The organism is Pseudomonas sp. AC255 (assembly GCF_979258175.1).
This window is the reverse complement of the sequence record NZ_OZ409841.1, coordinates 2,324,148-2,350,490: the sequence shown is the minus strand read 5'-3', so window position 1 is coordinate 2,350,490 and position 26,343 is coordinate 2,324,148. Positions and strand designations below refer to the sequence as shown.

Here is a 26,343-nt window from a genome sequence, read left to right as displayed (position 1 = left end):
GTTCCTTACTGAGGCGAGGCCACATCAGCTGTGGTAGTTTGCAGAAGCCGGTACACCATGGGCAGGCACATCAGCCCGCCGAATGCGGCCCAGAGGGCGAAGTATTCAAGACGGTCGCCGCCACCGATGGCCGCAATCAGCGAACCGCCAAGGCCCATGACGGCGATCGAGATCATGCCGGTCAGCGCCGACACCAGGCCTTTGCTGTCGTCACTGGCAAACAGTGCCAGGCGATACACCGCCGCGTTGCTCATGCCCAGCCCGACGGCGTACAGCGACAGACTCGCCACCACTGGTCCAAGCCCTGCGCTGAGCAGCGCGCATGTCGCCAGCGATAGCAGCCCCAGACAGAACGGCCAGAGCGCCAGTTGAATCAATTGCGTCAGCGAATGAGTCTGCAGCAAGCGGTCGAGAATCAGATTGCCGGCTATCACCGCTGAGAAAACCGGAATCTGCCACAGGCCATATTCCAGCGGCGGCAGTTCCAGCACCCGCACGAGCAGCAACGGTGCCAGGCCTATCCATGTGATCAGGGGCAGACTCATCAGGCCCAGCGCCAGACTGGCGCAGAGAAAACGCGGGTTGCCTAACAACGCGCCATAGCGCCGTGAAGTGCAACGCCAGGAGAAGGGCACACGGGGTGTTCGATGACCATCGCGGCGCTCGACGCCTACGGTTTCCGGCATCCACAGCAACAGACCGAGCCAGACCAGCGCTGCCGTGAATCCCAGCAGCAGAAAGATTTCCCGCCAGCTCAGCCATTCCAGCAACAGGATCCCCAGTAGCGGCCCGAGCAGCGGCGATAACAACGCAACATTGCCGAGCAACGCCATCAGCCTGACGGCGTCCGCTTCACAGAACACCTCCTGTAGCGCCGGATAGCTGACTGCGACGACAAACCCCAGACCCATTCCTTGCAACAGCCGCAACAGGTTGAACGCCCCAATACTGTCGGTGAAAAAGCTGCCGCGCACGACAATCCGAACAGCGCGCTGCCCGACAACAACAGTGGTCGTCGGCCGTATTGATCGGACAACGGGCCGAGCAACCATTGCAGGCACACGCCACCCAACAGATACAGGTTGAAGGCATGGGGAACATGCCGTACGTCCGCGTCGAGTTCGGTGGTGACATCCAGCATCGCTGGCATGATCACATCGCTGGCCATGTAAGTGAGCAGTTCGAAAGCGGTCAGCGCCAGACAGAAACCCGCAACCTGTCTGGGGCCGATATTGATAAGTGTTCTCTGCATGAACATCCCTGTTTTATGAGTTATAGGAAGTTCGCAGAGCCTAGGCGCAGACGCACAGCCGACCTAGCCGTTTGCTGCGTCAGCAGATTTCAAAAACTTACGACATGTTTAAAGGATTGGCGAGGCGCGAAAGCTGTTTACCTGGTTGCCATTGCGGCGCAAACAACGATGCCCGCGTCAGTGCGGGCATTGATTGCGCCAGAGCAGGGAGGGCCATGCCTTAAGGTCGGGTTACCTTGCAGCCAAAAGTCTTCAGGGGCGGTAACATGAGCACCCGTTTGCCCCGGCGCATCCCCCTCATCCGGGAAACGCTCGGCGCGCAACCGGCTACATTTCAATGTTTCAGGAAACCGCAATGACCCAGAAGCAACGCTTGATTTATTCGATTCTGATCGCTCTGTCGGTACTGGCGATCATGCTGGGCCTGTCCTGGCTGCAGAATGCCGGCATGATCACCGAGAAGACTTTCCAGTACGTGGCAATCGGCGTGGCGGTCGTGGTGGTCATCATCAACGGCGTGATGCGCCGCAAGGTCAAGCCCTGAAGGCGAGCCTCATTCGTGGTTGAGGACCGCTGCAGCCTGCGGGTGCAGGCTGTAACTCTTGTCGGCGTTGAAGGTGATCACGCCTTCGGCGCACAAGCGTTTAAGCACTTCTCGCACGCTGAGAAACGACAGCGGCACGTCCAGATCGAGCAACTGGCTATGTACGCCACGTACGCCAAGGCGACGATTGCTCTGTGCCGCCACGAGCAGCGCGTCGATGACTTTCAGGCGAATCAGGCTGGTGCGCAGGCCGAAGCTCTTCAGTAGCACGCGAATACGCTCATTGCCCGGACGCTCGCCGCGCTGGCTGAAATTGCCGGTGTGCGAACCCATGGAAACGCCCTGTGGCGTCTGGCTACCGTCCGATGGTAGTTGCGAGTTGTACATGCGATTACTCCTTTTCAGAGCCAGATCGGGAAAGGTTTTGTTGCGCTCTCTAAACAAGACGTTTCAGCACGACAAATCATGAAAGAAAAGATGTAGAAATTTCGTCGCTAATTCGTCTCAGCCTTGTGATGACGGCATTGCCCCAATGGGCTACCCGCTAAATTTTTTCCCTCAGCTTCGTTTCTTCGACAGGCTCATTGCGCGTGGACGCAGGGGCAATCGACCTTTCGATCAGGAGCGAGCGTGATTATTTCCAGGCAACTTACCGGGCTGGCCCTCGCCAGCACCTTGTTCGGGCTGAGCCTGTCGGCCCATGCACTGAGCCCGGCTGCACAAACCAGCGCCGATATTCGCCGCACCAGTTTCGGCGTGCCGCACATTCGCGCCGAAAACGAACGCGGTCTGGGTTTCGGCATCGGTTACGCCTACGCCCAGGACAATCTGTGCCTGCTGGCCAACGAGATCGTCACGGTCAATGGTCAGCGCTCCCAATATTTCGGCCCGGAGCAGTTGACTGTTGAACAACGGCAAAACCGCGTCAGTGATGTGTTCTTCACCTGGCTCAATACTCCTGAAGCGGTCGGAGCCTTTTGGCAGGCACAACCGGCGCAGGTGCATGATCTGGTTGAAGGCTATGCCGCCGGTTACAACCGCTATCTGGCTGAACGCCGTCAGCAAGGGTTGCCGCAGCAATGCCAGGGCGAGTGGGTACGTGACATCAGCGCCGAGGATCTGGTCAAACTGACGCGGCGCCTGCTGGTTGAAGGCGGGGTGGGGCAGTTCGCCGAAGCCCTTGCTGGCGCGACGCCGCCGCAAGCGACCGCGCAGGTGAAGCGCGACACCGAGGCGTTCCAGTTGGCCGACGCGCGTCAGCAACGTTTTGCTCTGGATCGCGGCAGCAACGCCGTGGCGGTCGGCAGCGAGCGCTCGTTCAATGGCCGTGGCATGTTGCTGGCCAACCCGCATTTCCCATGGGTCGGGGGGATGCGCTTTTATCAGATGCACCTGACCATCCCCGGCAAGCTTGATGTGATGGGCGCCGCTTTGCCGGGATTGCCGATGATCAATATCGGTTTCAACCAGCATCTGGCCTGGACCCACACCGTCGATTCGTCGAAACACTTCACCTTGTATCGCCTGCAACTTGATCCAAAGGATCCGACTCGATATTTGCTCGATGGCAAGTCGCTGCCACTGAACAAACAGACGGTTACCGTGCAGGTCAAGCAGGCTGACGGACAGGTCGTAGCGGTTGCGCGCGACATCTACAGCTCGCAGTTCGGCCCGATCGTGCAATGGCCGGGCAAGCTCGACTGGGACAGGCAATATGCCTACAGCTTGCGCGATGCCAACCTCGACAACGACCGCGTGCTCGAACAGTGGTATGCGATGAACCAGGCCAGCAATCTCAAGGATCTGCAAGACGCGGTGCACAAGATCCAGGGCATTCCGTGGGTCAACACCCTGGCAGTGGATGACAAGGGCCAGACGCTGTACATGAACCTGTCGGTGGTACCGAACGTCAGCGCGGAAAAACTTGCCAAGTGCAGCGACCCACGCCTCGGTCTGCGCATGATCGTGCTGGACGGTTCCAACAGCGGCTGTGCCTGGGATGTCGATCCGCACGCGGCGCAGAAGGGCATCTTCGCTTCCAGCCAGTTGCCGCAATTGCTGCGCAGGGATTTCGTTCAGCACTCCAATGATTCGGCATGGCTGGCCAACCCGGCTCAACCGCTCACCGGCTATTCACCGCTGATCAGTCAGGAAGGACAACCGCTGGGCCTGCGCTCACGATTCGCGCTTGATCGTTTGGGTGAACTGAGCAAGAAAGGCCCGCTGGCAGTCAAGGATCTGCAGCACATGGTCATGGACGATCAGGTCTATCTGGCCGCGCAGGTCATGCCCGATCTGCGGAAGTTCTGCGGCGCCGATCTGGGCAGCGATGCCGCGACACTCAAGTCTGCGTGCGCCAGCCTCAAAGCCTGGGACGGCCGCGCAAATCTGGATTCCGGGCTCGGTCTGGTGCATTTTCAGAACATCATGCAGGCGCTGCTTGAATCAGCGGATATCTGGCGTGTTGCATTCAATCCGGCAGATGCGCAACACACTCCTCGCGGCCTGGCAGTCGAACAACCTGCCGTCGCCAAAGCACTGCGTGAAGCGATGCTCGCGTCGGTTGAGCGGGTCGCAAAAATGGGCCTGAAACCCGACACGCGCTGGGGTGATGTCCAGGTGGTCAGCAGCGGCGGGCAGCAAACGCCGATTCATGGCGGGCCGGGGACGCTGGGCATCTACAACGCGATGCAAAGCGTGCCCCGCGAAGACGGCAAACTTGAAGTGGTCAGCGGCACCAGCTATCTGCAAGTTGTGAGCTTCGATGAAAAAGGCCCGCACGCCCAAGGGCTGCTGGCGTTCTCGTTATCCAGTGATCCGATGTCGAAATACTCGCGGGATCAGACTGCTGCATTTTCGAAGAAGCAGTGGAGTGTTCTGCCGTTCACCGAACAGCAGATCCAGGCGGATCCGCAATATCAGGTGCAGACGATCAAGCAGGATCAGGCAGGGAAGGTGGCAGCGCAGTAAAACAGTCACAGCTCGAAACAAACGAAGGCCGCCTCCCGCAAGGGACGCGGCCTTCAGCTTTTCGGCGGGCGTTGCGGCATCGAATTGATTACCGGGTTGCCTTCCTTGTTGCGCGTCAAATAGACCGGCAGCACTTTCGGCAGGCTGTTGGCGAGGTGGTTCATCTCTCTGATGTTGTAGACGCCGCCCACGCGGATCGCGCCGGTATTGGTGTCGGCCAGCATCAACGGCTTGTCGAGGTAACGGTTGATCAGCGGCAGGGCGTCGTGCAGTGCAAGGTTGTCGAGCACCAATCGGCCGCTGCGCCACGCCAGCGAAGTATCGCCAGGGTAGGTCTGACTGATTTGCGGCGCGTAATCGCCATGCCGGTAGCGCGCCTGCATCGAGGGACTGAGGCGCAGACCGTCGCCAGGCAAGTCGCGATTGCTGCTGACCAGCACCGAACCTTCGATCAGATTGACTCGTACCTGATCTTCGTACATCCACACATTGAACCGCGTACCGGTCACGCGGATCTTGCCGTCGCCGGCGCGAACCACGAACGGATGAGACGCGTCATGGCTGACATGAAAAAACGCCTCGCCCTTGTTCAGGGTGACGCGACGTTCATGTTTGTAATTGCTGAAGCTCAGGTCGGTGTGCAGGTTGAGTTCGAGCTGGCTGCGGTCACTCAGCGTGATCTGACGCACACTGTCGGTGGCGGCGTAATGCTGATAACTGTTGGGCACCCAGCCCAGACTCCAGCCGCTGTAGGCCGCGAGTGGCAAGGCGAGGGCGCAGGCGCCAGCAATGACCGCGAACTTGCGCCACGAACGCGAAGGCTTGCGCTGCGCGGCGAGTGCCTCGGGCTCGGTTCGAGGCAGATCTCCGGCGACTTCCCAGATCTCTTGCATGGCTTCGTATTCGAAGGCATGCAAAGGATGTGCAGCGTGCCAGGTCTCAAATGCGCGACGCTCCTCGTCCGTGCAGTCAGCGGCGTGCAGACGCATGCACCAGTGCGCGGCGGCATCGGTGATCGCATCGTATTCGGCTTCCGAGAGAGTGTCTTGGGTCATTGACTCGTCCTGATTTCGCTCATTCTAACCTCGCCGGCAGGCTGCCGAGAACATCCGTCATGGCATTTACCCATCAACGTGGAACTTATTTTTCCCTGTGGCGCCCAAAAAAACAGGAAGCAACTGCCTACTATCCATAAATGGAGTGAAAAAATGATCAAAAAGACATTCGCAGCCCTGATTGCCACTGCCGGTCTGCTCAGCGCCGGTGCCGCCTTGGCGGACAAGCCGGGCGCAGGCTGGATCACCATCGAAAAAGCCATCGAGGTCGCCAAGACCAAAGCCGGCTATGTCGAAGTCTACGAGATCGGCGCCGACAATGACGGCTACTGGGAAGGCGAAGGGCGCAAGGCTGACGGCATTGTCTACGAGTTCCGCATCGACGGCGCCTCGGGCAATGTACTGCGCGATCAGAAGGATTAACGCACCGTCTCACTCGTTGATTCTTGGCATGAGCAATGCGCTGGCGTTACGCCGGCGCATTTTTTTGTCTTCACGCCAGCGCTTGCGAGGATCCCGCCTGATCTGCAACCGGCGCCGGTAGCGGCATGGGCGCGGGAAGCGGGTCGAGCTGGCGGCCCAGTTCGCTGATGAGCAGGGCGATCGAGTCGGCGTTGGCGAGCATCACGTCGACCCGCGCATCTGCTGAAACAGGACTGCGAAACGCTCGGCGCGCGTCTGCAAGGTTTGTGGTTTTGGTAAGGCTGAGGACTTTCAGGTAATCCGCGGCATGCGTCGGCATTTTGTCCAGATCGGTCCAGACGTGGTTATCGGATTTCACCGCAAAAAGGTGCGAGAGATTGCCGTAGCGCGACAATAACCTGCGATAACGTTCAAGCGAGTCCTTGGCCGCTTGCCCCTCTGCCGTCGTCGTGTCGATAAGGTCGAGATAAGGCCCCATGGCCTGGATCGTCACCAGATCTTCGCTGTCGCAAACCAGATGCGAGAGTTCATGGATAATCGTTACCGCGCGTGCGTGTGAATCAACATTGAATCGAGGAGGCAGATGGGCGGTGTATTTGTCCATTCTGGGATTGAAAAAAACCTCGGTGAGATGAATTATTTTTTGTTTGTCCTGTTTGAAAACGAAGGCAACGGTATTGGCGCTGCCAGGCCCATTCAGACCAGTGAAGAAGCGCTCGGTGTAGAGCAAGTCATCTTTTGGGTTCGTCAATTCCTGGCAGACAGGAATGATCACTTTCTCGAGTTTTGTGAGCAGCAAGGGCGTTACCTCATGCACCTCGAAGAACTCCTTCAAAACCCTCTCCAGCCGTGTGCCCGCTGGGTGGCTGCGCTGTGTAACGTAGTTATGCAGGCAGTTGACTGCGTATTCTCTTGCACGGTTTACGGCTTGCTGTATCACGAACGCCCTGGCCGGATAGCGACGGTGGATCTGGGCCATGCCTCTGGCCTGGATATACATTTCTATTGAGCGGTTCTCCTCGACTTCATGTTGAGCAGGGTCACGACGTTTTGATCGGCAGCGATGAACCGGCTGGCTGGCGCTTGCAACAACCAGACGGGCATTTTTCTCTTCGAGTGCCGGCCCCTGACTGCCGTCTTTTTTGCGCAAATACCAGTTTTTTCGAGCTGGACTGCCGGATACACCTTGCCGGCAATGGCGGCGTATTTTTGCGTCGTTGACGAATCCCCATAGACCAGCTTATTGGCATCAAGCTTGAGGGATTCCAGCGCCGTACTGCTTTCAAAGGGCTGCAAATCAATCCGAGCGGGCGTGACGGGCGACACCTTTGCCCAGCGAGAGGAGACTTGCACCGTTGTGGCTGTACCCGCAGGTGCTTGCGCCTCTGCGGCGAATTCTGAACCGGCCGTTTCTGCCTCGCATTCCCATGACAGACGTCCCAGGCTGAAGAGGGTAATCGCCCCTGCGATGAAGCTTTTCAGGGCATTTGCCCAGTGGTGATCCTGAAGGCCTTCGGCGGACGCCTTGAAGTCCTGGTAGCTTCGCCACAGAAAAAAACCGGACGCGAGTTTGCCCGGTAGCAAATGTGGCACCAGGCGCACGCCGTGACTGAAGAGAAACTTCACCGCTTCCCAATCCGCTTGGCCATTGACCTGTGGCTGGCTGCGCAACAGTTGCGGCAGAAGGCTCAAAGTGTCCTGGTGAAACCGCTCGAGCACGTTGCCATTGATGGGCGCGCCATGAAGAGTGACTTCACTGTCTTTGCCGATCGTTGTTTTCAACAGACTCTTGAATATCGCCTGCTGAGCTTCAGGCAGACGCCGGATAATCAAATCCTGGAAGTGCCCGGGGGTATTCAGTGCTTCGATCAACTGCGCTTCGTTTTCGAATTCGCGAAACACATACCTGGAGTAAGGCGCATAGAGGATCCGGGGGCCTGTTTGCCCTGCGCCCGGACCGAAGACATACAAACCGAGTGTGTCGACGCAATCAGCGCCTGGGGTCTTGATCAGCGATAGGGGACAAGCGATGGCATGAGCGCCCTCGACCGCAGCGCGCGCTATCGCGTCCGGCATGTCGAGGACCTGGCAAATGTAGTCATAGCCGGTATCCGAGAGTTGTTGCTGCAATTTCATCGAGTGGGCGTGTTGCATCAATTGCCAAGGCAACTGGCGCAAAAACCGTTCTTTGCTGGTGCGAGCAGACGGGCTGTCGGCTGACAGCGCTTCGGTGACTTTCGCGGTGTAGGTGGTAGCAACATCAAGAGATTGCAGTAATTGCCGTACCGCGGCCTGGGCAAACTCTTTTGGTAAGGCTGTGGCCGTTGTCGAGGCGACTTTGAAACCGCTGCCCTGCACGACGTTGTAGTGATGCAAGGCAAATTCCAGCAAGTCGCAGGCAGGGCCGGCCAATATCAGATTGGGGGTGATCCGGATGTCCTGTGGCTTGAGCCCGTTGCCTGGAAAGCGGGCATCGAGCAGGGTTTTGAGGGTCTGCTCGATATGAGTGGCCAGCGCCGGGACCTCATCGAGGAAATCCTTGCCATCGATGAACGCATGCCGCAGTTCATCCAGCAGCGCGAGTTGCGTGCGTTGCTCCGTCGCCGAGGCCATGCGCAACCAGTCGGGGTAATCCAGATGACACGAAAGGGTTCGTGCAAGATCGATCGCGCGTCGCAGGTTGGTATCGATGACAGCATTCTTCATTTCATCAAGGAAGCTCGCCAATGTCTTTGGCTCCTTGATGCAAACTCGCAGCAGTTCACATTCCGCCAGGAACTGTTCAATGGCAGATTGCATGCGGTCTCGGGAGACACTGCCATTAATCAATTGAAACTCGCCCAGTGTGTATTGCTGGTCCAGTTTGTGCTGCGCCTTTGGCAGATTTTCCAGCAGCGTGTGGCTCTGGTTATTGTCGTCCAGTCGTTGTTGCAATTGCTTTTGCGCATTGGCGATGTCGTCAAACAGCTCCAGGCCCAGGGCCGGTGTCCAGAGGATGGCGCGCCCGGAATGTTTCACGTCCATGCCGCCGCGCTCGGTCAGCAGCACACAGTGAGCGAGCGGCAGCGCAGCGTTGGGCTCGGTTCCGATGAGGGTCAGTGACCAGGCATCGGGGCGAAAACCATTGAGTGACTGGCGGTCCCTGCGTGTCGGGTGCCTGGAATCGAACACGGTGTCGACGATCTTTCGTTCCGCCTCCAGCCATGACCCGCTGAGGCTGCGCAGGTACGCCTCACCACGCAGGCCGTCTTCGAATGCCTGGGCCAGTTTCCACAGAATGCCTTCCAAAAAGACGCGCTGTTCTGCGCCGTGCGCGGTCGGCTGGTCTTTGAAGTGGCTGGTCAGATTATCCAGCGTCCGTCCCAGAAGTGTCGCCTGCTGCGCAGCCTTGTCTGCCTGCACGAGTGACGATGGCGGTGTACTGGTAAACAACGGCCGGGTACTCCAGCGCTGATTGACGTCGAGCTTGAGCAGCCGTTCATGAATCATTGAGCGGATATCCAGCGCCTTGTCGAAGAGCGCATGGATGTCAGTGGTGCGCTCGCTCTGACGAAAACGCTGCAGAACGAATTCAACGTTCTGACGTTGCTTGGTGATGATGGCCTCGAACAGCGTGGTCATGATCTCACCGCCAATGTTTTCCCCGGATACCTGCGCGTTAGCGAAGCCAAGGTAACGATTGCGCTCTTGCAGATTCATCAGCCCGTAGAGTTCGTCTTCGTGTCCGGCAGCCCGCATTTTCGCGGTCAGTGTCTGTTTGAGATCCGCGTAGTCCGCGAGTACCTGCAGGCCCTGGCTGGGCGTATAGAGATAAGCCTTGTCGTGATTGATCATCAGCGAACCGGCCAGCTCGACACAGGCTGTTTCTTCGCTCAGGCACACGGTTTCGAACGTTGGCCGCCGTACCGCAACGGTTGGCTCACGTACCAGGCTGTGCAGGGCGTAGAACTCGCTGGCGGTGAGGATCTGCGTTTCGCGCTTGATCATCAGATCCGCGCGCGCCTGATCCTGCACCGTCTGGCTGAAGAAAGTACGTCTGGGCGAGCCTTCGAATGAGGCGCCGTTCCAAAACACCTCAAGCTGTCGAAACAAGAGCATGGTCAGTTTTCCCGATGCCGACTTGATCGCATTGGTCCAGGCCGACTGATCGTCTTCGCGTACCGAACGGGCGGGATGGGTAAACTCTACGAGCTGACCGTGGGGCCAGCCCTGACGGTGAAAGTGCACCAACAGCGCCTCAGTCAGCGACAGCGAGTCGACCCACTGTTTCCCATCCGAAGAAGTCACCGAATAGAAACCGACCCGGGTAAGCGATTGTTGCACCGCGCCAAAATGCGCTTCGAGCAGTTCGTCGAGAATCTTTTCCAGCAGCGTTGCAAGGGATGGCAGGCGTTTAAGCTCGTCCAGCAGGTCACGGGCGCACCTCTCCAGAGAGTCGCCGATTGCCAATTGCTGGTCCTCGAACACATCACCTTCGATGGTTTCGCAAGTCAGAGTGATACCCCGTTTTTCCACCAGTTCCTTGCGCAATGAAACCGAGAGGAAAGCCAGCAGATCATCGTTTTCCCTGGCGTTGTCGAGGCGTTTCTGCAGGGCATCAGTCAGGGCTTGCCGGTCTGCGAATTTTTTCAGGCCATCGTAGGGCGTATAGAGGAACACGCCGTTGTCATCCGGCCCTGCGCTGAGTATGAAGCTGCCTGCCAGCGGCACGGCCAGTTGCTTGTCGGCGTTGAGCAGGATGCGTTCGGCCAGCATTGGCGGGGTTTGCTTGTTGCGCAGTGATTGCGTAGCGAGTTGCGCATGTGCAAGCCAGTCGAAGTCTTTGCTGTTGAGACCGTGTGCCGGACCGAGGTCAGCGTGCAGGCCGGGTGAATCGAATATCACTGGAAACAACAGCGGGGCAGTCGGGGTGGACATCATTGCAACTCTGAACAGGGCGCCATTGGGCTGGAACTCAACAGTAAATGCGCAGAGTGGAGCACTTGCGGTAGACAGTTACCGCACGTGCCGAGATCAAAATGTGCATCAGGGCGCGCCAACCGATGGCAATGAATCGAAGGGTTGACAGCTGGCAGCTCGGACAGGGTTAATCGGTGGGCAAAATCGACCGTACGCTGTTGTTCCCTCCAATAATCATTCTGGAGCTTCAGATGTCTGCGCCACACGATCATGGCTCGTCCACAGTGTCCCTCGAAGCACTGACGCAACTGCTTGAAACGATTTTTCTGCGCCACGGCACCTCCAGCGAAGTCGCACGGGTACTCGCCGTCAACTGCGCCAACGCCGAACGCGACGGCGCTCACAGTCATGGCGTGTTTCGCATCCCCGGTTATGTCTCGACGCTGAAAAGCGGCTGGGTCAATGGCCATGCCGTGCCACAGGTTGAAGATGTCGCGCCGGGGTTTGTCCGGGTTGACGCTGGCAACGGTTTTGCCCAGCCAGCGTTGGCAGCGGCCCGACCACTGCTGATCGAGAAGGCGCGTCATGCCGGCATCGCAGTCCTGGCAATTCGCAACTCGCATCATTTCGCCGCTTTGTGGCCGGATGTCGAGCCCTTCGCCGACGAAGGTCTGGTGGCGCTGAGCGTGGTCAACAGCATGACCTGCGTGGTGCCCCATGGCGCTGATCGGCCATTGTTCGGTACCAATCCGATTGCGTTCGCCGCGCCAAGGGCCAACGCCGCGCCGATTGTGTTCGACCTTGCCACCAGCGCCATCGCCCATGGCGATGTGCAAATTGCAGCCCGTAAAGGTGAAAAACTCCCGGCCGGCATGGGTGTCGACAGCCTCGGCCAGCCGACCCAGGACCCCAAAGCGGTTCTCGAAGGCGGCGCCTTGTTGCCGTTCGGCGGGCACAAAGGCTCGGCGCTGTCGATGATGGTCGAGTTGCTGGCGGCGGCATTGACCGGCGGCAATTTCTCATTCGAGTTTGACTGGTCCAACCATCCCGGCGCGAAAACGCCGTGGACAGGTCAGCTGTTGATTGTGATCGACCCGAGCAAAGCGGCGGGGCAGAGCTTTGCCCAGCGCAGTGAAGAGCTGGTGCGGCAGATGCACGGAGTCGGGCTCAAGCGCCTGCCGGGGGATCGACGGCATTTGCAGCGCAGTCGTTCAATGGCGCAAGGGATCGTACTGGATGAGCAGACGCTGGGGCAGTTGCGGGAGTTGGCGGGGAGTGAGTCTTTTGTTGTTCTGACGATTGCAGTGACAAGGTCAAAAGCCCCTCACCCTAGCCCTCTCCCGGGGAGAGGGGACTGACCGCGTGGTTTGAGCGAGGTACGCCGACTTGGGATACCGAGTTGAATTCAGTAATCGAAAAGCAAAGCGGTGGGCATAAAAAAGCGAACCCTGAGGTTCGCCTTTTTCTGTGCGCCTGACTCAGCGACGGCCGAGCAGCAGGCCCACCACCAGGCCGAAACCGGCGGAAATCGCCACGGTTTGCCAAGGGTGACCACCGATGTAGTTTTCGGTGGCTTCGACGGCGGGTTTGGTGCGATCGCGCACGCTGGACACCGAATCCAGTGCCAGCTGCAGTTTCTGGGCGATTTGTGCACGCAGCGTTTCTGCTTCTTCGCCGACCAGTGAAGCGCTGCTCTTGAGCAGTTTGTCCGATTCTTCGATCAGAGCCTGAAGCTCGCTGAAAGCTTGATCCTTGATTTGCTCTTCGGCAGCTTGCGAGGCGGTTTTACGGGCCATTGGGTGACTCCTTGCAGGTGAATGGACAGTGACCAATGGAGTGTAGCGGCAGGCGAAAAGTTGCATGTCATTCGCGGAGAAGGGAAAAACCTGCACCGGAGATTTCCATCGAGCGTGTAAGATGTCGCCATTTTACGCAGCAGGATAAATCCCCATGAGTTTCAATCTGGCCGACAAATCCCTCGCAGAGCGCGCAGCGCTGGAAGATGAGAAATCCCGTCTGTTCGAACTCTGGCAGAACAATCTGGGCAAAGCCAAAGGCGAAGCCGCGCGCTTGTTCGGGGAGCGCTCCAAGCGCAAGGGCAAATGGGCCGAGTGGGTCCGCGCCGAACTGGACGGCATGTCGCCGCCGGAGTTCGCCAACATGGTGCGCAGTGAAGTCAATCGCCTGATGGCGGCGAACAAATAATCCGCTTCACGCCTGGCTGAACGTGGCGGCAATCGCCTCGCGAACCTTGACCAGCACCGGATCGATCTGCGTGCTGGTGCGCCAGCCCAGTTCCACCGGATAGCGCGGTAAAGCCAGAGGGCAGGGCAGCAACGCCAGCCCGCTCAGCGTCGCGATGCTTGCGGCGGCATGGGCCGGGATGGTCGCCACCGCCTGACTGCCCTTGAGCAGAAAGGGCAGCGCGGCGAAATGCGTGGTCGACGCGCAGACTCGCCGGCTCAAACCCACTGCCGCCAATCCCTCATCGGTAATGCCGATAAAGCCGCCCGACGACACCAGAATGTGCTCGCGTTCAACGAACTCTTGCAACGCGATCTGCTGTTGGCCTGGCGCGAGACTGGCCGGGTCGACCAGACACGCATAGCCGCCTTCCCCCAACACCTGACGACTGAGCAGGCGCTCGGAAAAGCCGCCGGCAGTGATCGCCAGGTCGATGCTGCGTTCCATCAGCGCGCGGGCAACGATCTGGCTGTGGGTCTGGCGAAATATCAACCGCAGCTTCGGCGCACGGCGGGCGATTTCCTCGATCAAGTGGCGTCCGTATGCAATTTCAAAATCATCTGACAGACCGATCGCCACCGAACGTCCTTCGTATTGATTGGCCGCCGGATCGAGCATGGCCAGACTTTGCCGGCATTTGTTGAGCGCATCGCTGATCACCGGTTTCAGCTGATTGGCTTGCAGGGTCGGCGCCAGTCCGCGCCCGGTGCGCACGAACAACTGATCGCCATACACCTCACGCAAGCGGCGCAATGCCGCGCTGACTGCCGATTGCGTTACGCCTAGGCGCAGGGCGGCGCGACTGGCACTGGATTCATCGTGCAGTGCTTCGAAGACTTTCAGCAGGTTGAGGTCAATGTCGGCGATATTCATTTGGCTCATATCATTCAGCAGTCGGCAGGGCTTTATTCATGATCGCGTGACGCTGGAGAATCGGCAACACCTGAAACTGATGGAGTAAATACGATGGCCAGATCCATAGTGGCGGCGTTGCAGATCGGCGCATTGCCCGGCGGCAAAGGCGAAACCCTTGAACAGATCCTTGCTTGGGAAGACGCAATCCGCGAATCCGGCGCCGCGTTGGTGGTGATGCCGGAAGCCTTGCTCGGCGGCTACCCGAAGGGCGAGGGCTTCGGCACACAATTGGGCTACCGACTGCCCGAGGGGCGTGAGGCGTTCGCACGTTATTTTGCCAACGCCATCGATGTACCGGGCGCCGAAACCGAAGCGCTGGCCGGATTGTCAGCGCGCACCGGAGCCAATCTGGTGATCGGCGTGATCGAGCGCGCTGGCAGCACGTTGTATTGCACGGTGCTGTATTTCGATCCGCAGGCCGGGCTGCTCGGCAAACACCGCAAGCTCATGCCCACCGGCACCGAGCGACTGATCTGGGGCAAGGGTGACGGCTCGACGCTGCCGGTGTTCGACACCCAGGTCGGCAAGCTTGGCGCCGTGGTCTGCTGGGAAAACATGATGCCGCTGCTGCGCACGGCGATGTATGCCAAGGGCGTTGAGGTCTGGTGCGCGCCGACCGTGGACGAGCGCGAGATGTGGCAGGTCAGCATGCGCCACATCGCCCACGAAGGCCGCTGTTTCGTGGTCAGCGCCTGTCAGGTGCAGGCCTCGCCGGATGATTTGGGTGTGGAGATTGCCAATTGGCCGGGTGATCGCCCGTTGATTGCCGGTGGCAGCGTGATCGTCGGTCCGATGGGCGATGTGCTGGCGGGGCCGTTGCGCGGGGAAGCGGGCTTGCTCACGGCGCAGATCGACACTGATGAACTGATCCGCGCGCGGTATGACTACGATGTGGTCGGCCACTACGCGCGGCCGGATGTCTTCGAGTTGACCGTTGATGAGCGTGCGAAGCCGGGGGTGCGGTTCAACTCCTGACCTTGATACTTGTTTTGAACCTGTGGGAGCTGGCTTGCCAGCGATGGGGCCATGTCAGTCGACATCTTTTTGGCAGATGCACCGCTATCGCTGGCAAGCCAGCTCCCACAGGGATCGGTGCGCGATCAGAAAACTTTTACCAGGTCGCCGCACTCGCCTTGGGCAGGCTCAACTTGCCGCTGTCGGTAAAGCGCATCGTGCCAAACAACCCGCCCGCCAGTTTGCCGCGCAGCACGTAGGGCAGATTATCGAGGCTTTGCGTCTGGCTCAGGCCCAACGTCTGGCGCAGCACCGAGAACGCCGAGACGCTGACCGGCACCGTGACAATGGCTTCAGAGAAACGCGGGATCGAGCCGCTCTGATCGCTCACACCCGAAGCCAGCGAATGACCATTGACCTCAAGATCCAGGGCGATGCCGTTGTAATCGATCGCCGTTTCATTGGGGTTCTGTACGCGCAGCTTGATCGCGAAGCGTACCTCCAGTTCCTGGCTGGGTAACGGTTCGAGGCCGACCACGTTGATGTTCACCGGATCGCGGTTGGGAAACAGCGCGCAGGCGCTGAGCGACAACAGCAGAAGCGACAGGATGACGGCGTGGACGCGGCGCATAAAAATCTCTCGACAAAAAAAGGGCTGAACCGTCGCCGGTGCAGCCCTTTTTTTGAGGCGTGACGTCAGCGGTTCAACTGTGCGACAGCCGCCGCTTGGTCGGGTTCACCTTTGGCGGCGACGTCGGGGTTTTCCATGACCTGCAGAATCGAAGCTTCCGGGTCGAAATCATCTTCTTCCAGCTCGATGAATTCTTCCGGCAGGAAGATGTTCAGCACGATAGCGCACAACGCACCGACAGTGATTGGCGATTCGAAGATGTTGCGCAGCGCTTGCGGCAGTTCGCGCAGGACTTCCGGCACCGCCGCGATGCCCAGGCCCATGCCCAGCGAGATCGCCACGATCAGCATGTTGCGTCGATGCAGGCCGGCCTCGGCGAGGATCTTGATCCCGGCCACGGCGACGGTGCCGAACATCACCAGCTCAGCGCCGCCCAGCACCGGTTTCGGCATCAGTTGCAGCACCGCGCCGATCATCGGGAACAAACCGAGCAACACCAGCAGCCCGGCGATGAAAAACGCCACGTAGCGGCTGGCCACGCCAGTCAACTGGATCACGCCGTTGTTCTGCGCAAAGGTCACCATCGGCATGCTGTTGAACACTGCCGCCATGGCCGAGTTGAGACCATCGGCGAGCAGGCCGGATTTGATCCGGCGGATGTACAACGGGCCTTTCACCGGTTGCCGGGAGATCATCGAGTTGGCGGTCAGGTCACCGGCCGCTTCCAGCGGCGACACGAGGAAAATCACCGCCACCGGCACGAACGCCACCCAATCGAAGTTGAAGCCGTACTTGAACGGCACCGGCACGCTGACCAGCGGCACCTCGGGCATCGAAGCGAAATCCACCGTGCCCATCAGCCATGCCACCACGTAGCCCAGCGTCAGGCCGATGACGATCGCGCCCAGGCGCAGAAACGGCACGTCGACTCGGTTCAACACAACGATGGTGCCGATCACCAGCGCCGCCAGAAACACATGGCTGGCCGCGCCGAGATCAGGCGCACCGAAGCCGCCGGCGATGTCGGTCATCGCCACTTTGATCAGCGACAGGCCCATCAGCGTGATGATCGTGCCGGTGACTACCGGGGTGATCAGCATGCGCAGCTTGCCGATAAACTGGCTGAGCACCACTTCGATGAAGGCAGCGAAGAAGCACACGCCGAAGATCGTCGAGAGGATTTCGTCAGTGCCACCGCCGCGCGCCTTGACCATGAAACCGGCGCTGAGAATCACACTGATAAAGGAAAAACTGGTGCCTTGCAGACACAGCAGACCGGAACCCACCGGGCCGAAGCGCTTGGCCTGGACAAAGGTGCCAAGGCCGGAGACGAACAGCGCCATGCTGATCAGGTAGGGGATTTCACTGTGCAGACCGAGGGCGCCACCCATGATCAGGGTCGGGGTGATGATGCCGACGAAACTCGCCAGCACGTGCTGCAACGCGGCGAACACCGTGGCGGTCAGGTGCGGACGGTCGTTGAGGCCGTAGATCAGGTCGTTGTTGCGCGGGGTTTTGTCAGAGGCGGTCATGGTGATGTGCGCGCCGCAAGGCGGGGCCGGGTCAGAAAATGGGTGCGCAGAATGCCGGAAGAGGGCGGCGAGGGCAACGAGCAATAACTGCCTGAAAGGTCAGGTTTTACTGCCTATGTGGGAGCGAGCCTGCTCGCGAAAGCGGTGGCTCAGTCTGCATCTCGGTGACTGACGAGCCGCCTTCGCGAGCAGGCTCGCTCCCACAATGATCGTCCACGCCCGTTAATCAGCAATGGCCAATCGCCCGTGGCATACTCCCGCGCATGACTTTCGACTCTCCCCTCAGTGCCTGGCAATACGCGGTCGACCACAAGGGTTTCATTCAGGATGAAGCCCAGGAACACGCGGTCTGGGCCTTGCAAAAATGCCATGAAGCCTTGCACGCCGGCGCCCGCTCGGTCGACGGCGTGTACCTGTGGGGGCCGGTCGGGCGTGGCAAGACCTGGTTGATGGATCAGTTCTACCAGAGCCTGCGCGTGCCGGCGCGGCGTCAACACTTTCATCACTTCATGGGCTGGGTTCATCAGCGATCGTTTCAACTCAGTGGCATCGCCGATCCGTTGCGCGCTTTGGCCAAAGAGCTGGCCTGCGAAGTGCGGGTGCTGTGTTTCGATGAACTGTTCGTCAATGACATCGGCGACGCGATCATTCTCGGCCGGCTGTTTCAGGTAATGTTCGAGGAAGGCGTAGTGGTGGTCTGCACGTCCAACCTGCCGCCTGATGATCTGTACGCGGACGGCTTCAATCGCGACCGTTTCACGCCGGCGATTGCGGCGATCAAGGCACACATGACAGTGGTCGCGGTGAATGGCGCCGAGGATCATCGCTTGCATCCCGGAGCGATTGAGCAGCGCTATTTTGTCAATGAAGCCGATTCGCCGAGCGCACTGGGTGCCGTGTTCAAGTCGCTGGCTGCAGATGAGACTGTCAGCGATGAGCCAGTCGCCGTGGGCCATCGCACGCTCAACGTCGTGCAAGCCAGCGAATCGGTGCTGTGGTGCCGCTACAGCGGTCTGTGCGAACAACCTTTCGCCGCCATGGACTTCATTGCCCTGTGTGATCGCTACCGGGCTATTCTGTTGAGCGAAGTACCGAACCTCAGCGCACAAAAACGCGAAGGACGTATCGCGCGCGGCACCGAAGACGGCGCTGAGCGAGTGGTCGCCGGCGACCGGGAATTGCCGCAGTTGTCGGTGCATGACGATGGCGTTCGCCGCTTTATCGCGCTGGTCGACGAATGCTACGACCGCAAGGTGCCGCTGTACGTCGAGGCAAGCGTACCGATGGACGCGCTGTACACCGAGGGCTACCTGGAATTCCCGTTCCGCCGCACCCTCAGCCGTTTGCAGGAGATGCAATTGCAGCGCTTCGCTGAAGCCTGAAAGAAGAGGGCGCCGACATGAGTCAACCGCTGTCCCATCATTTGCTGACCATGGCCTATCAGAATGCCTGGGCCAATCACCGCCTGGCAAAGGCCTGGAGCCAGCTCGACACCACTGAACTGGCGGCGCCACAGGTGAGCTTCTTCCCCAGCATCCGCCTCACGCTCAATCACATCCTCACCTGCGACTGGTTCTACGTTGATGCGCTGGAGCGGGAATTGCGCGGGGACGAGCCACACCCTGATTGCTACGTGTTCTTCAATGCAGACGAGCCGTTTACCGAGGCTGCGGCGCTGCGTGCAGAACAGGCCCGCGTTGATCGCCGCCTGATCGCCTATTGCGAGCAACTGCGCGATGCCGACCTGTCGAGAATCGTCACCATCGCCCGTGACATGCCGCAACATGACAGCCGCCTGCGCATGCTCTCGCACCTGTTCGAGCACCAGCTCCATCATCGTGGCCAGGTGCACGCCATGCTCAGCGGCACGGCGGTCAAGCCACCGCAACTGGATGAATTTTTCTGTGTCGGCGAAAGCGCATTGCGCGCCGAAGACTTCGCAGAACTGGGCTGGACCGAAGAGCTCATCTGGGGCCACTGACCACGAAAGATCGCAGCCTCGTTGCACTCGTCAACTCCTACACATATCGGACCGTAGGAGCTGACGAGTGCAACGAGGCTGCGATCTTTGATCTTCAGCTTTTCAAGTTGCCCTCTCCGGCGCACCCAAGCTAAGGTCCCCCCAGGCCTTTCAGCTAGCACCTTGCGCGCCGGGGCTTTTTGCTTATCGGGGATGGAAATGGATTCCGCAGAAATACTCGTACTTCAGGCCAGCTACAGCAACCCGGTGCACGCCGAAGCCATCGGCATCGTGCTCAACCACTACGCCGAAGATCCCATGGGCGGCGGTCATCCGATCGCGCCCGAACTGCTGCAACGCCTGCCCGAAGAACTCGCCCGCCGCCCGCATGCCTTCAGTGTGCTGGCCTTCGTCGGCGGCGAACCGGCCGGGCTGGTCAACTGTTTTGAAGGGTTCTCCACTTTCGCCTGCAAACCGCTGGTCAACGTTCACGACGTCGCCGTGGTCGGCAAATTTCGCGGCCTGGGGCTCAGTCAGAAAATGCTGCAGAAAGTTGAAGAAATCGCTCGTCAGCGTGGCTGCTGCAAGATCACCCTGGAAGTGCTGGAAGGCAATGCGGTGGCGCAGGCTTCATATCGCAAATTCGGCTTTGCACCGGGGATGTTCAATCCAGATCACGGGCGGATGCTGTTCTGGATAAAGGATTTGCAGGCCTGAAGGCTCCTCACCGCCAATCACCAACATAAAAAAAGGCGCCCCGATCAGGGCGCCTGAACTGTCATCTCCCGGGCCAGAGCGGAGCCACGGAAGGTCCATCGGTTGCTCGGTAATGCTCAGTCGCGATAAGACTCGGTCACCTGCGCCGTCTGGTCAGCAGGGACGCGAATTTCTTTCGCACTGGCGTCGGCCTTCTGCTCGCTTTGCGCGTGCTGGACCGGGAAATTGTCGTAGTAATAACGCATGCGTTCGGCACCGCCTTCAGCGAAGGCGCTGGTGGAGCCGAGGGCGAGCAGGGTGGTGAGAATGAAGGTAGTGGTTTTCATGGTGCCTCCTACTGAACAAGTGGGAGTCGGTTCGTCCGTGAAGCAGACCGCGAAAGAAAGTCTGCGGCGCGGCCATTAACAATGGGTTAACGCTGGTTCAGCGCAAATATTGCGGCGTATTACAGAAACAACGCGGTCGATAGGCACAAAAAAGGGCCTTCTCGGCCCTTTGTCGTTTTACTTCTGCGCGACTTCCGCCGGATCAGGGTGTTTGGGCTTCATCAAACTGAAGTCAATCAACGCTCGCCTCGGCGCCTGGTACGGGTCGCCAATCAACAGCTTGCGCGGTACAAAGCTGTCGCTGACCAGGCTCTTGCTGCGATCCAGTTCATCGGAACTCAACCCGGCCAGATCCGCCCAGGTGTGAATGAGTTGCGAGCTGCTGTACGGGCGGCTGAGGTCGCCGGCGAAGTTCCAGTCGTGGTTTTCCTTCCACTTCGGCGAGGCCCAGGCCATGAACGGGATGGTGTACATCGGCGCGGTCGGTTTGTTTTCGTTGCGCCCCAGCGTGCCGTGACCGGCGGAGTCGAAGACATCTTCACCGTGGTCGGAGAGGTACAGCAGGAAGCCATTCGGGTCGGTCTTGGCGTAGTCCTTGATCAGGCTTGAGACCACGAAGTCGTTGTACAGCACGGCGTTGTCGTAGCTGTTGTAGGTCGGCACCTGATCGTCACGCACGCCAGCCGGAACGCCCTGGCGATCCTTGAACTTGTCGAACGTCGGCGGATATCGGTACTGGTAGCTCATGTGCGTGCCGAGCAGGTGCACGACGATCAGCTTGCGCGGCGCCGCATCGGCCAGCGCCTTGTTGAACGGCTCGATGACGTCGCCATCGTACTGCGCCGAGTTCTGGTTGCGGTTGTTGTTCAGGTACACCTGCTCGTCGGCCTGTTCGGAGAAGGTCGTGAGCATGGTGTTGCGCTTGGTCATGGTCTGCTGGTTGGTGATCCAGAAAGTCTTGTAACCGGCCTGTTTCATCACGCTGACCAGCGATGGCGTCGACAGGTACAGGTCGGGGTTCTGCTCGTCGGCGAAGGTCAACACTTGCTGCAGCGCTTCTATGGTGTACGGGCGCGGGGTGATGACGTTGTCGAAGATCGCCAGTTGATCCTTGAGTTTGTCCAGTTCCGGCGTGGTGCTGCGCGGATAACCGTAGAGGCTCATGCGCTGACGGTTGGTCGATTCGCCGATCACCAGTACCAAAGTCGCCGGTTGCCCGGCCGAGGCGTCCTTGAGGTTTTTCAGCGGCGGGATCTTGCTGGCACTGTCGAGCATGCCTTGCATGTCCCCCAGCGTTTCCAGATAGCGGTGATACGCCACGGCCATCTGCCACGGCACGGCGGGCTCGATGCGGGTTTCGAATTTCTCGAAGCCTTCGGCGAAATTGCCCATGCGCATGGTTTGTTTGATCAGCGGATAGCCGGCGACGGCGATCACGATTGCGGTGGCTGCAACCAGTGCGCGACCACGGGGCATATACACCGGGCGCAGGCGCGTCCACAGAAAGTAGGCGAACGCGGTATGGGCGAGGAACGCCGGGATCATCCACCAGGCGAAATACTGCGTCATGTACTCGCCCGCTTCCGACACGTTCGACTCGAACATGATGAAGATGACGCTCTGCGAGAATTCCTGCTGATAAATGAAGAAGTAACCCAGGCTGGCCATCGAGCAAGCCCACAGCACCACACCGATGATTGACGCAAGCAGACGCGTCTGTTTGGGGAACAGCAGCATCGGCGCCAGCCACAGCGCGCTCATCACGAATGCCTGACGGAATCCCGTGAAACCAGACGTGCCGGTCAGCTGGATCAGCAGTTGAGTGATGCCCGAGAAGTACCAGAAGAAGACGAACAACCAGATGAATCCGGCCCAGTCGAAACCGGTCGCAGTCGTTTTGCTGCGTTTGAACAATGCCATTCAGCGCTCCAGCTCAATCATCAGACCCACGCCGGAAACGCTTCCATGACACCGACGAACAGAGGCCGTACACGCAGGCACGGCCAGAATGGGGCGAAGTATCCCCAAGGGCTTGTGAAAGATTTGTTAAGCGCCGCTGTTGGTGTGTATCAAGCGGTCAGGGGTGCAACGTGTCGGGAACGACGAGGGCCGTTCCCGAAGCAGGCGGGGATCAGGCGTGGGGTGCGCGCTGCACAACCGGACGCGGTTGCGGCTGCGAGCCCTGGGTCAGTGCGCGCAATTGCGCCAATTCGTGCTTCAACTGGTCGCGCTCGTCTTTCAACTGGCGCAATTCATCGCGACGGATCGTAACGTAGAGGGTTTGTGGCGGCATTGCTGTATGTACTGTGCCCATTGCTCACCTCGCAAATGGCGTGCATCAACTGTAAGTCACTCCTCGTTTTGAGGCGCTTGACTTACTATCGGCGCCAATTTTGATTTCTTTTGCCCTGGAAGGGAACTTTTTATTTTTCATGGTCGGTGTGTCTTCGGCAGGATTCGGGGCGTTATCACTCTGGATCGGGCACAATGCCCGGAAACTTCATCGCAACGCTCTGGACTAACCTCCATCAGTCGCGTTGGGCTATAACCAATGACACACATTTATTTGTAGTAAGGAGCATCAGCACATGCAACTCGGGATTATTGGACTGGGCCGCATGGGCGGCAATATTGCGCGACGTCTGATGCTCAACGGGCACACCACCGTTGTTTACGACCGCAATACCGCTTTCATCGATAACCTGGTCGCCGAGGGCTCCACCGGCGTCGCCGACTTGCCAGCACTGGTTGCCGGCCTCGACAAGCCGCGTGCTGTCTGGGTCATGCTGCCGGCGGGCGCACCGACCGAAGACACCATCAACACCCTGAGCGAACTGCTCGAACCCGGCGATACCATCATCGACGGCGGCAACACCAACTATAAGGACGACATTCGCCGGGCCAAAACGCTGAACGACAAGGGCCTGCACTACATCGACGTCGGCACCTCCGGCGGCGTCTGGGGCCTGGAACGCGGTTATTGCATGATGATCGGTGGCGATGCCGAAACCGTGCAGCGTCTCGATCCGCTGTTCGCCGCACTGGCGCCGGGCATGGGCGACATTCCGCGCACCAAGGATCGCAAGTCCGATGACCACCGTGCCGAGCACGGTTACATCCACGCCGGTCCCGCCGGCGCCGGGCACTTCGTGAAGATGATTCACAACGGCATCGAGTACGGCATGATGGCCGCGTTCGCCGAGGGCTTCGACATCCTCAAGACCAAATCCAGCGAACGCCTGCCGGAAGATCAGCGATTTGATCTGAACGTGGCCGATATCGCTGAAGTCTGGCGTCGTGGCAGCGTGGTTTCGTCCTGGCTGCTGGACCTGACTGCCGACGCACTGGCCAGCGATCCGAAGCTCGACGGTTTCTCCGGTTCCGTGGCTGACAGCGGCGAAGGCCAATGGACCATCGAAGCGGCCATGGAGCAAGCAGTGCCAGTACCGGTGCTTTCCAACTCGCTGTTCTCCCGTTACCGCTCGCGCGGGCAGGGCACCTTCGGTGACAAGATCCTGTCGGCACAACGCTTCGGCTTCGGCGGCCACGTGGAGACCGCGAAAAAATGACCCATACGATCCGCAGAAAATCCAAGGCAGAACCCGCACCACCGACCACGCTATTCCTGTTCGGTGCCCACGGCGACCTGGTCAAGCGCCTGCTCATGCCGGCGCTGTACAACCTCAGTCGCGACGGTCTGCTCGACGAAAACCTGCGGATCGTCGGCGTTGATCACAACGCCATTACCGATGAAGCCTTTGCGCAGAAGCTCGAAGACTTCATCCGTACCGAAGTGGCGGCGAAGGTCGGCAAGGGCGATCAGATGCTTGATCCGGTCTTGTGGGCCAAGCTCGCCAAAGGCATCAGCTACGTCCAGGGCGACTTCCTCGACGACAGCACCTATTCAGCCCTGGCGGCGAAAATCGCCGACAGCGGCACCGGCAATGCGGTGTTCTACCTGGCCACCGCGCCACGTTTTTTCAGTGAAGTGGTGCGCCGCCTCGGCAGCGCCGGTTTGCTGGAAGAAACCCCCGAAGCGTTCAGAAGAGTGGTGATCGAGAAGCCGTTCGGCTCCGATCTGCACACCGCCGAAGCCTTGAACGCGTGCCTGCTCAAGGTCATGAGCGAGAAGCAGATCTACCGCATCGACCATTACCTGGGCAAGGAAACCGTGCAGAACATTCTGGTCAGCCGGTTCTCCAACAGCCTGTTCGAAGCGTTCTGGAACAATCATTACATCGACCACGTGCAGATCACCGCGGCGGAAACCGTCGGTGTGGAAACCCGTGGCAGCTTTTACGAACACACCGGCGCATTGCGTGACATGGTGCCCAATCACCTGTTCCAGCTGTTGGCCATGGTGGCCATGGAACCGCCGGCTGCTTTCGGCGCTGACGCGGTGCGTGGCGAGAAGGCCAAAGTGGTCGGGGCGATTCGTCCCTGGTCGACAGAGGAGGCCCGGGCCAACTCGGTGCGCGGCCAGTACAGCGCCGGCGAGCGCGATGGCCAGCCATTGAAGGGTTATCGCGAAGAAGCCAACGTGTCGCCCGACAGCACCACGGAAACCTACGTGGCGCTCAAGGTGATGATCGACAACTGGCGCTGGGTCGGCGTGCCGTTCTATCTGCGCACCGGCAAGCGAATGAGCGTGCGCGACACCGAAATCGTCATCTGCTTCAAACCAGCGCCTTATGCGCAGTTCCGCGACACCGAAGTCGACGAGTTGCAACCGACTTACCTGCGCATCCAGATCCAGCCAAACGAAGGCATGTGGTTTGATCTCTTGGCCAAGCGGCCGGGGCCGGCGCTGAACATGGCCAATATCGAACTGGGTTTTGCGTATAAGGATTTCTTCGAGATGCAGCCTTCCACCGGCTACGAAACCTTGATCTACGACTGCCTGACCGGTGATCAGACGCTGTTCCAGCGTGCCGACAACATCGAGAACGGTTGGCGAGCCGTGCAGCCTTTCCTTGATGCCTGGCAGCAGGACGCCAGCGTCGAGACCTACGCGGCCGGCGAAGATGGCCCGCAAGCAGCCGAAGATCTCCTGACTCGCGATGGTCGCGTCTGGCACGGCCTGGGATGAGTGATTTGCCGAAACAACCCATACGTTTTCTGCTCAGCGACCTGGACGGCACACTGTTGCTGCCGGATCACACGCTGAACCAACGCACCATCGAAGCCGTGCGCTCGCTGCGCGATGCCGGCGTGCTGTTCAGCCTCGCCAGCGGCCGTCCGCCGAAAGCCATGTTGCAGCAGATCGAGGCGCTAGGCGTTGATCTGCCGACGGCGGCGTTCAATGGCGGCACCATCGTCAAAGCGGACGGCACGCTGCTGGCCGCGCATTATTTGCCGGCGACCACAGCGCTGATCGCACTGGCACTGTTTGCCGATCAACCGGAGGTGGAAATCTGGGTGTTCAGCGGTGGCGACTGGCTGCTCAAGGACCCGCACGGGCCGATGGTCCCACGTGAACAGAGTGGCCTCGGCTATCCGCCGGTGGTGGTCGAGAGTTTTGAACCGTATCTGGAGCGCATCGACAAGATCGTCGCTACCAGCAACAACACTGAGTTGCTGATTGAGCTGGAGGCGCAGTTGTTGCCCAAGGTCAACGGCATGGCGCAAGTGTCGCGCTCGCAGCCGGTGTATCTCGACGTTACGGCGCTTGAGGCCAACAAAGGCACGGCATTGACGACCATCGCCGAATACCTCGGTGTGGCGCTGGAGCAAACCGCTGTCATCGGCGACGGCGGCAACGACCCGGCGATGTTCAAATGCGCTGGCTTGTCGATTGCCATGGGCCAGGCGGAAGCGGCGGTGAAGCACCAGGCTGATGTCGTTACAGCGCCAAACACTGAAGACGGCGTGGTCCTGGCGATCGAGAAATACATCCTCCCGCACTGACCCAACACCAAAAC

The 26,343-nt window shown here is 59.5% G+C and carries 22 protein-coding genes and 2 pseudogenes; 12 read left to right on the top strand and 12 right to left on the bottom strand.

Translation table 11 applies throughout. The features are described 5' to 3' along the window. Positions 1-5 precede the first annotated feature (5 nt). Positions 6-1,252 (bottom strand): annotated as a pseudogene (locus ACZZ0K_RS10765) (MFS transporter). A gap of 355 nt (positions 1,253-1,607) precedes the next feature. Between ACZZ0K_RS10765 and ACZZ0K_RS10760 the strand changes: the two are divergent. Continuing rightward, on the top strand, positions 1,608-1,796 hold the full coding sequence (locus tag ACZZ0K_RS10760) for a hypothetical protein (protein WP_041480969.1): 189 nt from the start codon (positions 1,608-1,610) through the stop codon (positions 1,794-1,796). 9 nt (positions 1,797-1,805) lie between these two features. Here ACZZ0K_RS10760 and ACZZ0K_RS10755 read toward each other — a convergent pair whose 3' ends face one another. Then, entirely contained in the window at positions 1,806-2,183 is a 378-nt protein-coding gene (locus ACZZ0K_RS10755) for a hypothetical protein (protein WP_056785857.1), read from the bottom strand. 243 nt (positions 2,184-2,426) lie between these two features. Here ACZZ0K_RS10755 and pvdQ point away from each other — a divergent pair, with 243 nt between their 5' ends. After that, positions 2,427-4,766 (top strand): bifunctional acylase PvdQ, encoded by a 2,340-nt coding sequence (gene pvdQ, locus ACZZ0K_RS10750; RefSeq protein WP_258708172.1) that lies wholly within the window; start codon positions 2,427-2,429, stop codon positions 4,764-4,766. 53 nt (positions 4,767-4,819) lie between these two features. Here pvdQ and ACZZ0K_RS10745 read toward each other — a convergent pair whose 3' ends face one another. Further along, entirely contained in the window at positions 4,820-5,821 is a 1,002-nt protein-coding gene (locus tag ACZZ0K_RS10745; protein WP_463559099.1) for a FecR family protein, read from the bottom strand. A 153-nt stretch (positions 5,822-5,974) separates the two neighbouring features. Between ACZZ0K_RS10745 and ACZZ0K_RS10740 the strand changes: the two genes are divergently transcribed. Further along, positions 5,975-6,244, top strand: a complete 270-nt coding sequence (locus ACZZ0K_RS10740) for a PepSY domain-containing protein (RefSeq protein WP_041480965.1) — start codon at positions 5,975-5,977, stop codon at positions 6,242-6,244. Positions 6,245-6,314: 70 nt separating this feature from the next. Here ACZZ0K_RS10740 and ACZZ0K_RS10735 read toward each other — a convergent pair whose 3' ends face one another. After that, positions 6,315-7,223 carry a M35 family metalloendopeptidase gene (locus ACZZ0K_RS10735; RefSeq protein WP_463559098.1) on the bottom strand — a complete coding sequence of 303 codons (909 nt, stop codon included), beginning with the start codon at positions 7,221-7,223 and terminating at the stop codon, positions 6,315-6,317. Positions 7,224-7,246: 23 nt separating this feature from the next. Further along, on the bottom strand, positions 7,247-10,999 hold the full coding sequence (locus ACZZ0K_RS10730; protein WP_463559097.1) for a dermonecrotic toxin domain-containing protein: 3,753 nt from the start codon (positions 10,997-10,999) through the stop codon (positions 7,247-7,249). A 395-nt stretch (positions 11,000-11,394) separates the two neighbouring features. On the opposite strand from ACZZ0K_RS10730, the pseudogene ACZZ0K_RS10725 reads away from it, so the two are divergent. Then, positions 11,395-12,417, top strand: a pseudogene (locus ACZZ0K_RS10725) (Ldh family oxidoreductase); the annotation flags it as partial. A 204-nt stretch (positions 12,418-12,621) separates the two neighbouring features. Here ACZZ0K_RS10725 and ACZZ0K_RS10720 read toward each other — a convergent pair. Beyond that, positions 12,622-12,939, bottom strand: coding sequence for an ElaB/YgaM/YqjD family protein (locus tag ACZZ0K_RS10720; protein WP_016774661.1), 318 nt, complete (start codon positions 12,937-12,939; stop codon positions 12,622-12,624). 154 nt (positions 12,940-13,093) lie between these two features. Here ACZZ0K_RS10720 and ACZZ0K_RS10715 point away from each other — a divergent pair, with 154 nt between their 5' ends. Further along, positions 13,094-13,348, top strand: a complete 255-nt coding sequence (locus ACZZ0K_RS10715; protein WP_003224595.1) for a hypothetical protein — start codon at positions 13,094-13,096, stop codon at positions 13,346-13,348. 6 nt (positions 13,349-13,354) lie between these two features. Here the strand turns inward: ACZZ0K_RS10715 and ACZZ0K_RS10710 are convergent, their stop codons facing one another. Further along, positions 13,355-14,269: a LysR family transcriptional regulator gene (locus ACZZ0K_RS10710; RefSeq protein WP_258708175.1), complete on the bottom strand. Its 915-nt coding sequence runs from the start codon at positions 14,267-14,269 to the stop codon at positions 13,355-13,357. A gap of 84 nt (positions 14,270-14,353) precedes the next feature. On the opposite strand from ACZZ0K_RS10710, the gene ACZZ0K_RS10705 reads away from it, so the two are divergent. Next, on the top strand, positions 14,354-15,277 hold the full coding sequence (locus ACZZ0K_RS10705; protein WP_258708176.1) for a carbon-nitrogen hydrolase family protein: 924 nt from the start codon (positions 14,354-14,356) through the stop codon (positions 15,275-15,277). A gap of 136 nt (positions 15,278-15,413) precedes the next feature. On the opposite strand, the gene ACZZ0K_RS10700 is transcribed toward ACZZ0K_RS10705, so the two are convergent. Next, the gene (locus ACZZ0K_RS10700) at positions 15,414-15,887 is read right to left on the bottom strand and encodes an LEA/WHy family protein (protein ID WP_024012900.1); all 474 of its coding nucleotides are present in this window, start codon (positions 15,885-15,887) and stop codon (positions 15,414-15,416) included. Positions 15,888-15,952: 65 nt separating this feature from the next. Further along, positions 15,953-17,419 carry a nucleobase:cation symporter-2 family protein gene (locus ACZZ0K_RS10695; protein WP_258708177.1) on the bottom strand — a complete coding sequence of 489 codons (1,467 nt, stop codon included), beginning with the start codon at positions 17,417-17,419 and terminating at the stop codon, positions 15,953-15,955. Positions 17,420-17,682: 263 nt separating this feature from the next. Here ACZZ0K_RS10695 and zapE point away from each other — a divergent pair, with 263 nt between their 5' ends. From zapE to ACZZ0K_RS10680, 3 genes are all read left to right on the top strand, one after another. Next, complete coding sequence (zapE, locus tag ACZZ0K_RS10690; RefSeq protein WP_258708178.1) at positions 17,683-18,801, top strand: cell division protein ZapE; 1,119 nt, start codon at positions 17,683-17,685, stop codon at positions 18,799-18,801. 17 nt (positions 18,802-18,818) lie between these two features. Next, the gene (locus tag ACZZ0K_RS10685) at positions 18,819-19,400 is read left to right on the top strand and encodes a DinB family protein (RefSeq protein ID WP_258708179.1); all 582 of its coding nucleotides are present in this window, start codon (positions 18,819-18,821) and stop codon (positions 19,398-19,400) included. Positions 19,401-19,598: 198 nt separating this feature from the next. After that, on the top strand, positions 19,599-20,096 hold the full coding sequence (locus tag ACZZ0K_RS10680; RefSeq protein ID WP_252886009.1) for a GNAT family N-acetyltransferase: 498 nt from the start codon (positions 19,599-19,601) through the stop codon (positions 20,094-20,096). A gap of 116 nt (positions 20,097-20,212) precedes the next feature. On the opposite strand, the gene ACZZ0K_RS10675 is transcribed toward ACZZ0K_RS10680, so the two are convergent. The 3 genes from ACZZ0K_RS10675 to ACZZ0K_RS10665 all read right to left on the bottom strand — a co-directional run bounded on the left by ACZZ0K_RS10675 (position 20,213) and on the right by ACZZ0K_RS10665 (position 22,736). Beyond that, a complete protein-coding gene (locus ACZZ0K_RS10675; protein ID WP_041479703.1) occupies positions 20,213-20,422 on the bottom strand; it encodes a hypothetical protein in 210 nt (69 codons plus the stop codon). Positions 20,423-20,599: 177 nt separating this feature from the next. Continuing rightward, entirely contained in the window at positions 20,600-22,342 is a 1,743-nt protein-coding gene (locus tag ACZZ0K_RS10670; RefSeq protein WP_258708180.1) for a phosphoethanolamine transferase CptA, read from the bottom strand. A 211-nt stretch (positions 22,343-22,553) separates the two neighbouring features. After that, complete coding sequence (locus ACZZ0K_RS10665; protein WP_016774671.1) at positions 22,554-22,736, bottom strand: DUF6026 family protein; 183 nt, start codon at positions 22,734-22,736, stop codon at positions 22,554-22,556. A 274-nt stretch (positions 22,737-23,010) separates the two neighbouring features. Here ACZZ0K_RS10665 and gnd point away from each other — a divergent pair, with 274 nt between their 5' ends. The 3 genes from gnd to ACZZ0K_RS10650 are packed head-to-tail and all read left to right on the top strand — an operon-like array spanning position 23,011 to position 26,329. Further along, on the top strand, positions 23,011-23,991 hold the full coding sequence (gene gnd, locus ACZZ0K_RS10660; RefSeq protein ID WP_095179978.1) for a phosphogluconate dehydrogenase (NAD(+)-dependent, decarboxylating): 981 nt from the start codon (positions 23,011-23,013) through the stop codon (positions 23,989-23,991). Then, positions 23,988-25,511, top strand: coding sequence for a glucose-6-phosphate dehydrogenase (zwf, locus tag ACZZ0K_RS10655; protein WP_252886011.1), 1,524 nt, complete (start codon positions 23,988-23,990; stop codon positions 25,509-25,511). The genes gnd and zwf overlap by 4 nt, the downstream gene beginning before the upstream one ends. Further along, on the top strand, positions 25,508-26,329 hold the full coding sequence (locus tag ACZZ0K_RS10650) for an HAD family hydrolase (RefSeq protein WP_252886012.1): 822 nt from the start codon (positions 25,508-25,510) through the stop codon (positions 26,327-26,329). Before zwf ends, ACZZ0K_RS10650 begins: the two co-directional genes overlap by 4 nt. Positions 26,330-26,343 lie beyond the last annotated feature (14 nt).

Bases quoted from the DNA above. Each gene is read 5' to 3' on its own strand.
- ACZZ0K_RS10760 (WP_041480969.1), top strand. From the start codon at position 1,608: ATGACCCAGAAGCAACGCTTGATTTATTCGATTCTGATCGCTCTGTCG.
- ACZZ0K_RS10755 (WP_056785857.1), bottom strand. From the start codon at position 2,183: ATGTACAACTCGCAACTACCATCGGACGGTAGCCAGACGCCACAGGGC.
- ACZZ0K_RS10745 (WP_463559099.1), bottom strand. From the start codon at position 5,821: ATGACCCAAGACACTCTCTCGGAAGCCGAATACGATGCGATCACCGAT.
- ACZZ0K_RS10740 (WP_041480965.1), top strand. From the start codon at position 5,975: ATGATCAAAAAGACATTCGCAGCCCTGATTGCCACTGCCGGTCTGCTC.
- ACZZ0K_RS10735 (WP_463559098.1), bottom strand. From the start codon at position 7,223: ATGGCCCAGATCCACCGTCGCTATCCGGCCAGGGCGTTCGTGATACAG.
- ACZZ0K_RS10730 (WP_463559097.1), bottom strand. From the start codon at position 10,999: ATGCTGGCCGAACGCATCCTGCTCAACGCCGACAAGCAACTGGCCGTG.
- ACZZ0K_RS10720 (WP_016774661.1), bottom strand. From the start codon at position 12,939: ATGGCCCGTAAAACCGCCTCGCAAGCTGCCGAAGAGCAAATCAAGGAT.
- ACZZ0K_RS10715 (WP_003224595.1), top strand. From the start codon at position 13,094: ATGAGTTTCAATCTGGCCGACAAATCCCTCGCAGAGCGCGCAGCGCTG.
- ACZZ0K_RS10710 (WP_258708175.1), bottom strand. From the start codon at position 14,269: ATGAGCCAAATGAATATCGCCGACATTGACCTCAACCTGCTGAAAGTC.
- ACZZ0K_RS10705 (WP_258708176.1), top strand. From the start codon at position 14,354: ATGGCCAGATCCATAGTGGCGGCGTTGCAGATCGGCGCATTGCCCGGC.
- ACZZ0K_RS10700 (WP_024012900.1), bottom strand. From the start codon at position 15,887: ATGCGCCGCGTCCACGCCGTCATCCTGTCGCTTCTGCTGTTGTCGCTC.
- ACZZ0K_RS10695 (WP_258708177.1), bottom strand. From the start codon at position 17,419: ATGACCGCCTCTGACAAAACCCCGCGCAACAACGACCTGATCTACGGC.
- zapE (WP_258708178.1), top strand. From the start codon at position 17,683: ATGACTTTCGACTCTCCCCTCAGTGCCTGGCAATACGCGGTCGACCAC.
- ACZZ0K_RS10685 (WP_258708179.1), top strand. From the start codon at position 18,819: ATGAGTCAACCGCTGTCCCATCATTTGCTGACCATGGCCTATCAGAAT.
- ACZZ0K_RS10680 (WP_252886009.1), top strand. From the start codon at position 19,599: ATGGATTCCGCAGAAATACTCGTACTTCAGGCCAGCTACAGCAACCCG.
- ACZZ0K_RS10675 (WP_041479703.1), bottom strand. From the start codon at position 20,422: ATGAAAACCACTACCTTCATTCTCACCACCCTGCTCGCCCTCGGCTCC.
- ACZZ0K_RS10670 (WP_258708180.1), bottom strand. From the start codon at position 22,342: ATGGCATTGTTCAAACGCAGCAAAACGACTGCGACCGGTTTCGACTGG.
- ACZZ0K_RS10665 (WP_016774671.1), bottom strand. From the start codon at position 22,736: ATGGGCACAGTACATACAGCAATGCCGCCACAAACCCTCTACGTTACG.
- gnd (WP_095179978.1), top strand. From the start codon at position 23,011: ATGCAACTCGGGATTATTGGACTGGGCCGCATGGGCGGCAATATTGCG.
- zwf (WP_252886011.1), top strand. From the start codon at position 23,988: ATGACCCATACGATCCGCAGAAAATCCAAGGCAGAACCCGCACCACCG.
- ACZZ0K_RS10650 (WP_252886012.1), top strand. From the start codon at position 25,508: ATGAGTGATTTGCCGAAACAACCCATACGTTTTCTGCTCAGCGACCTG.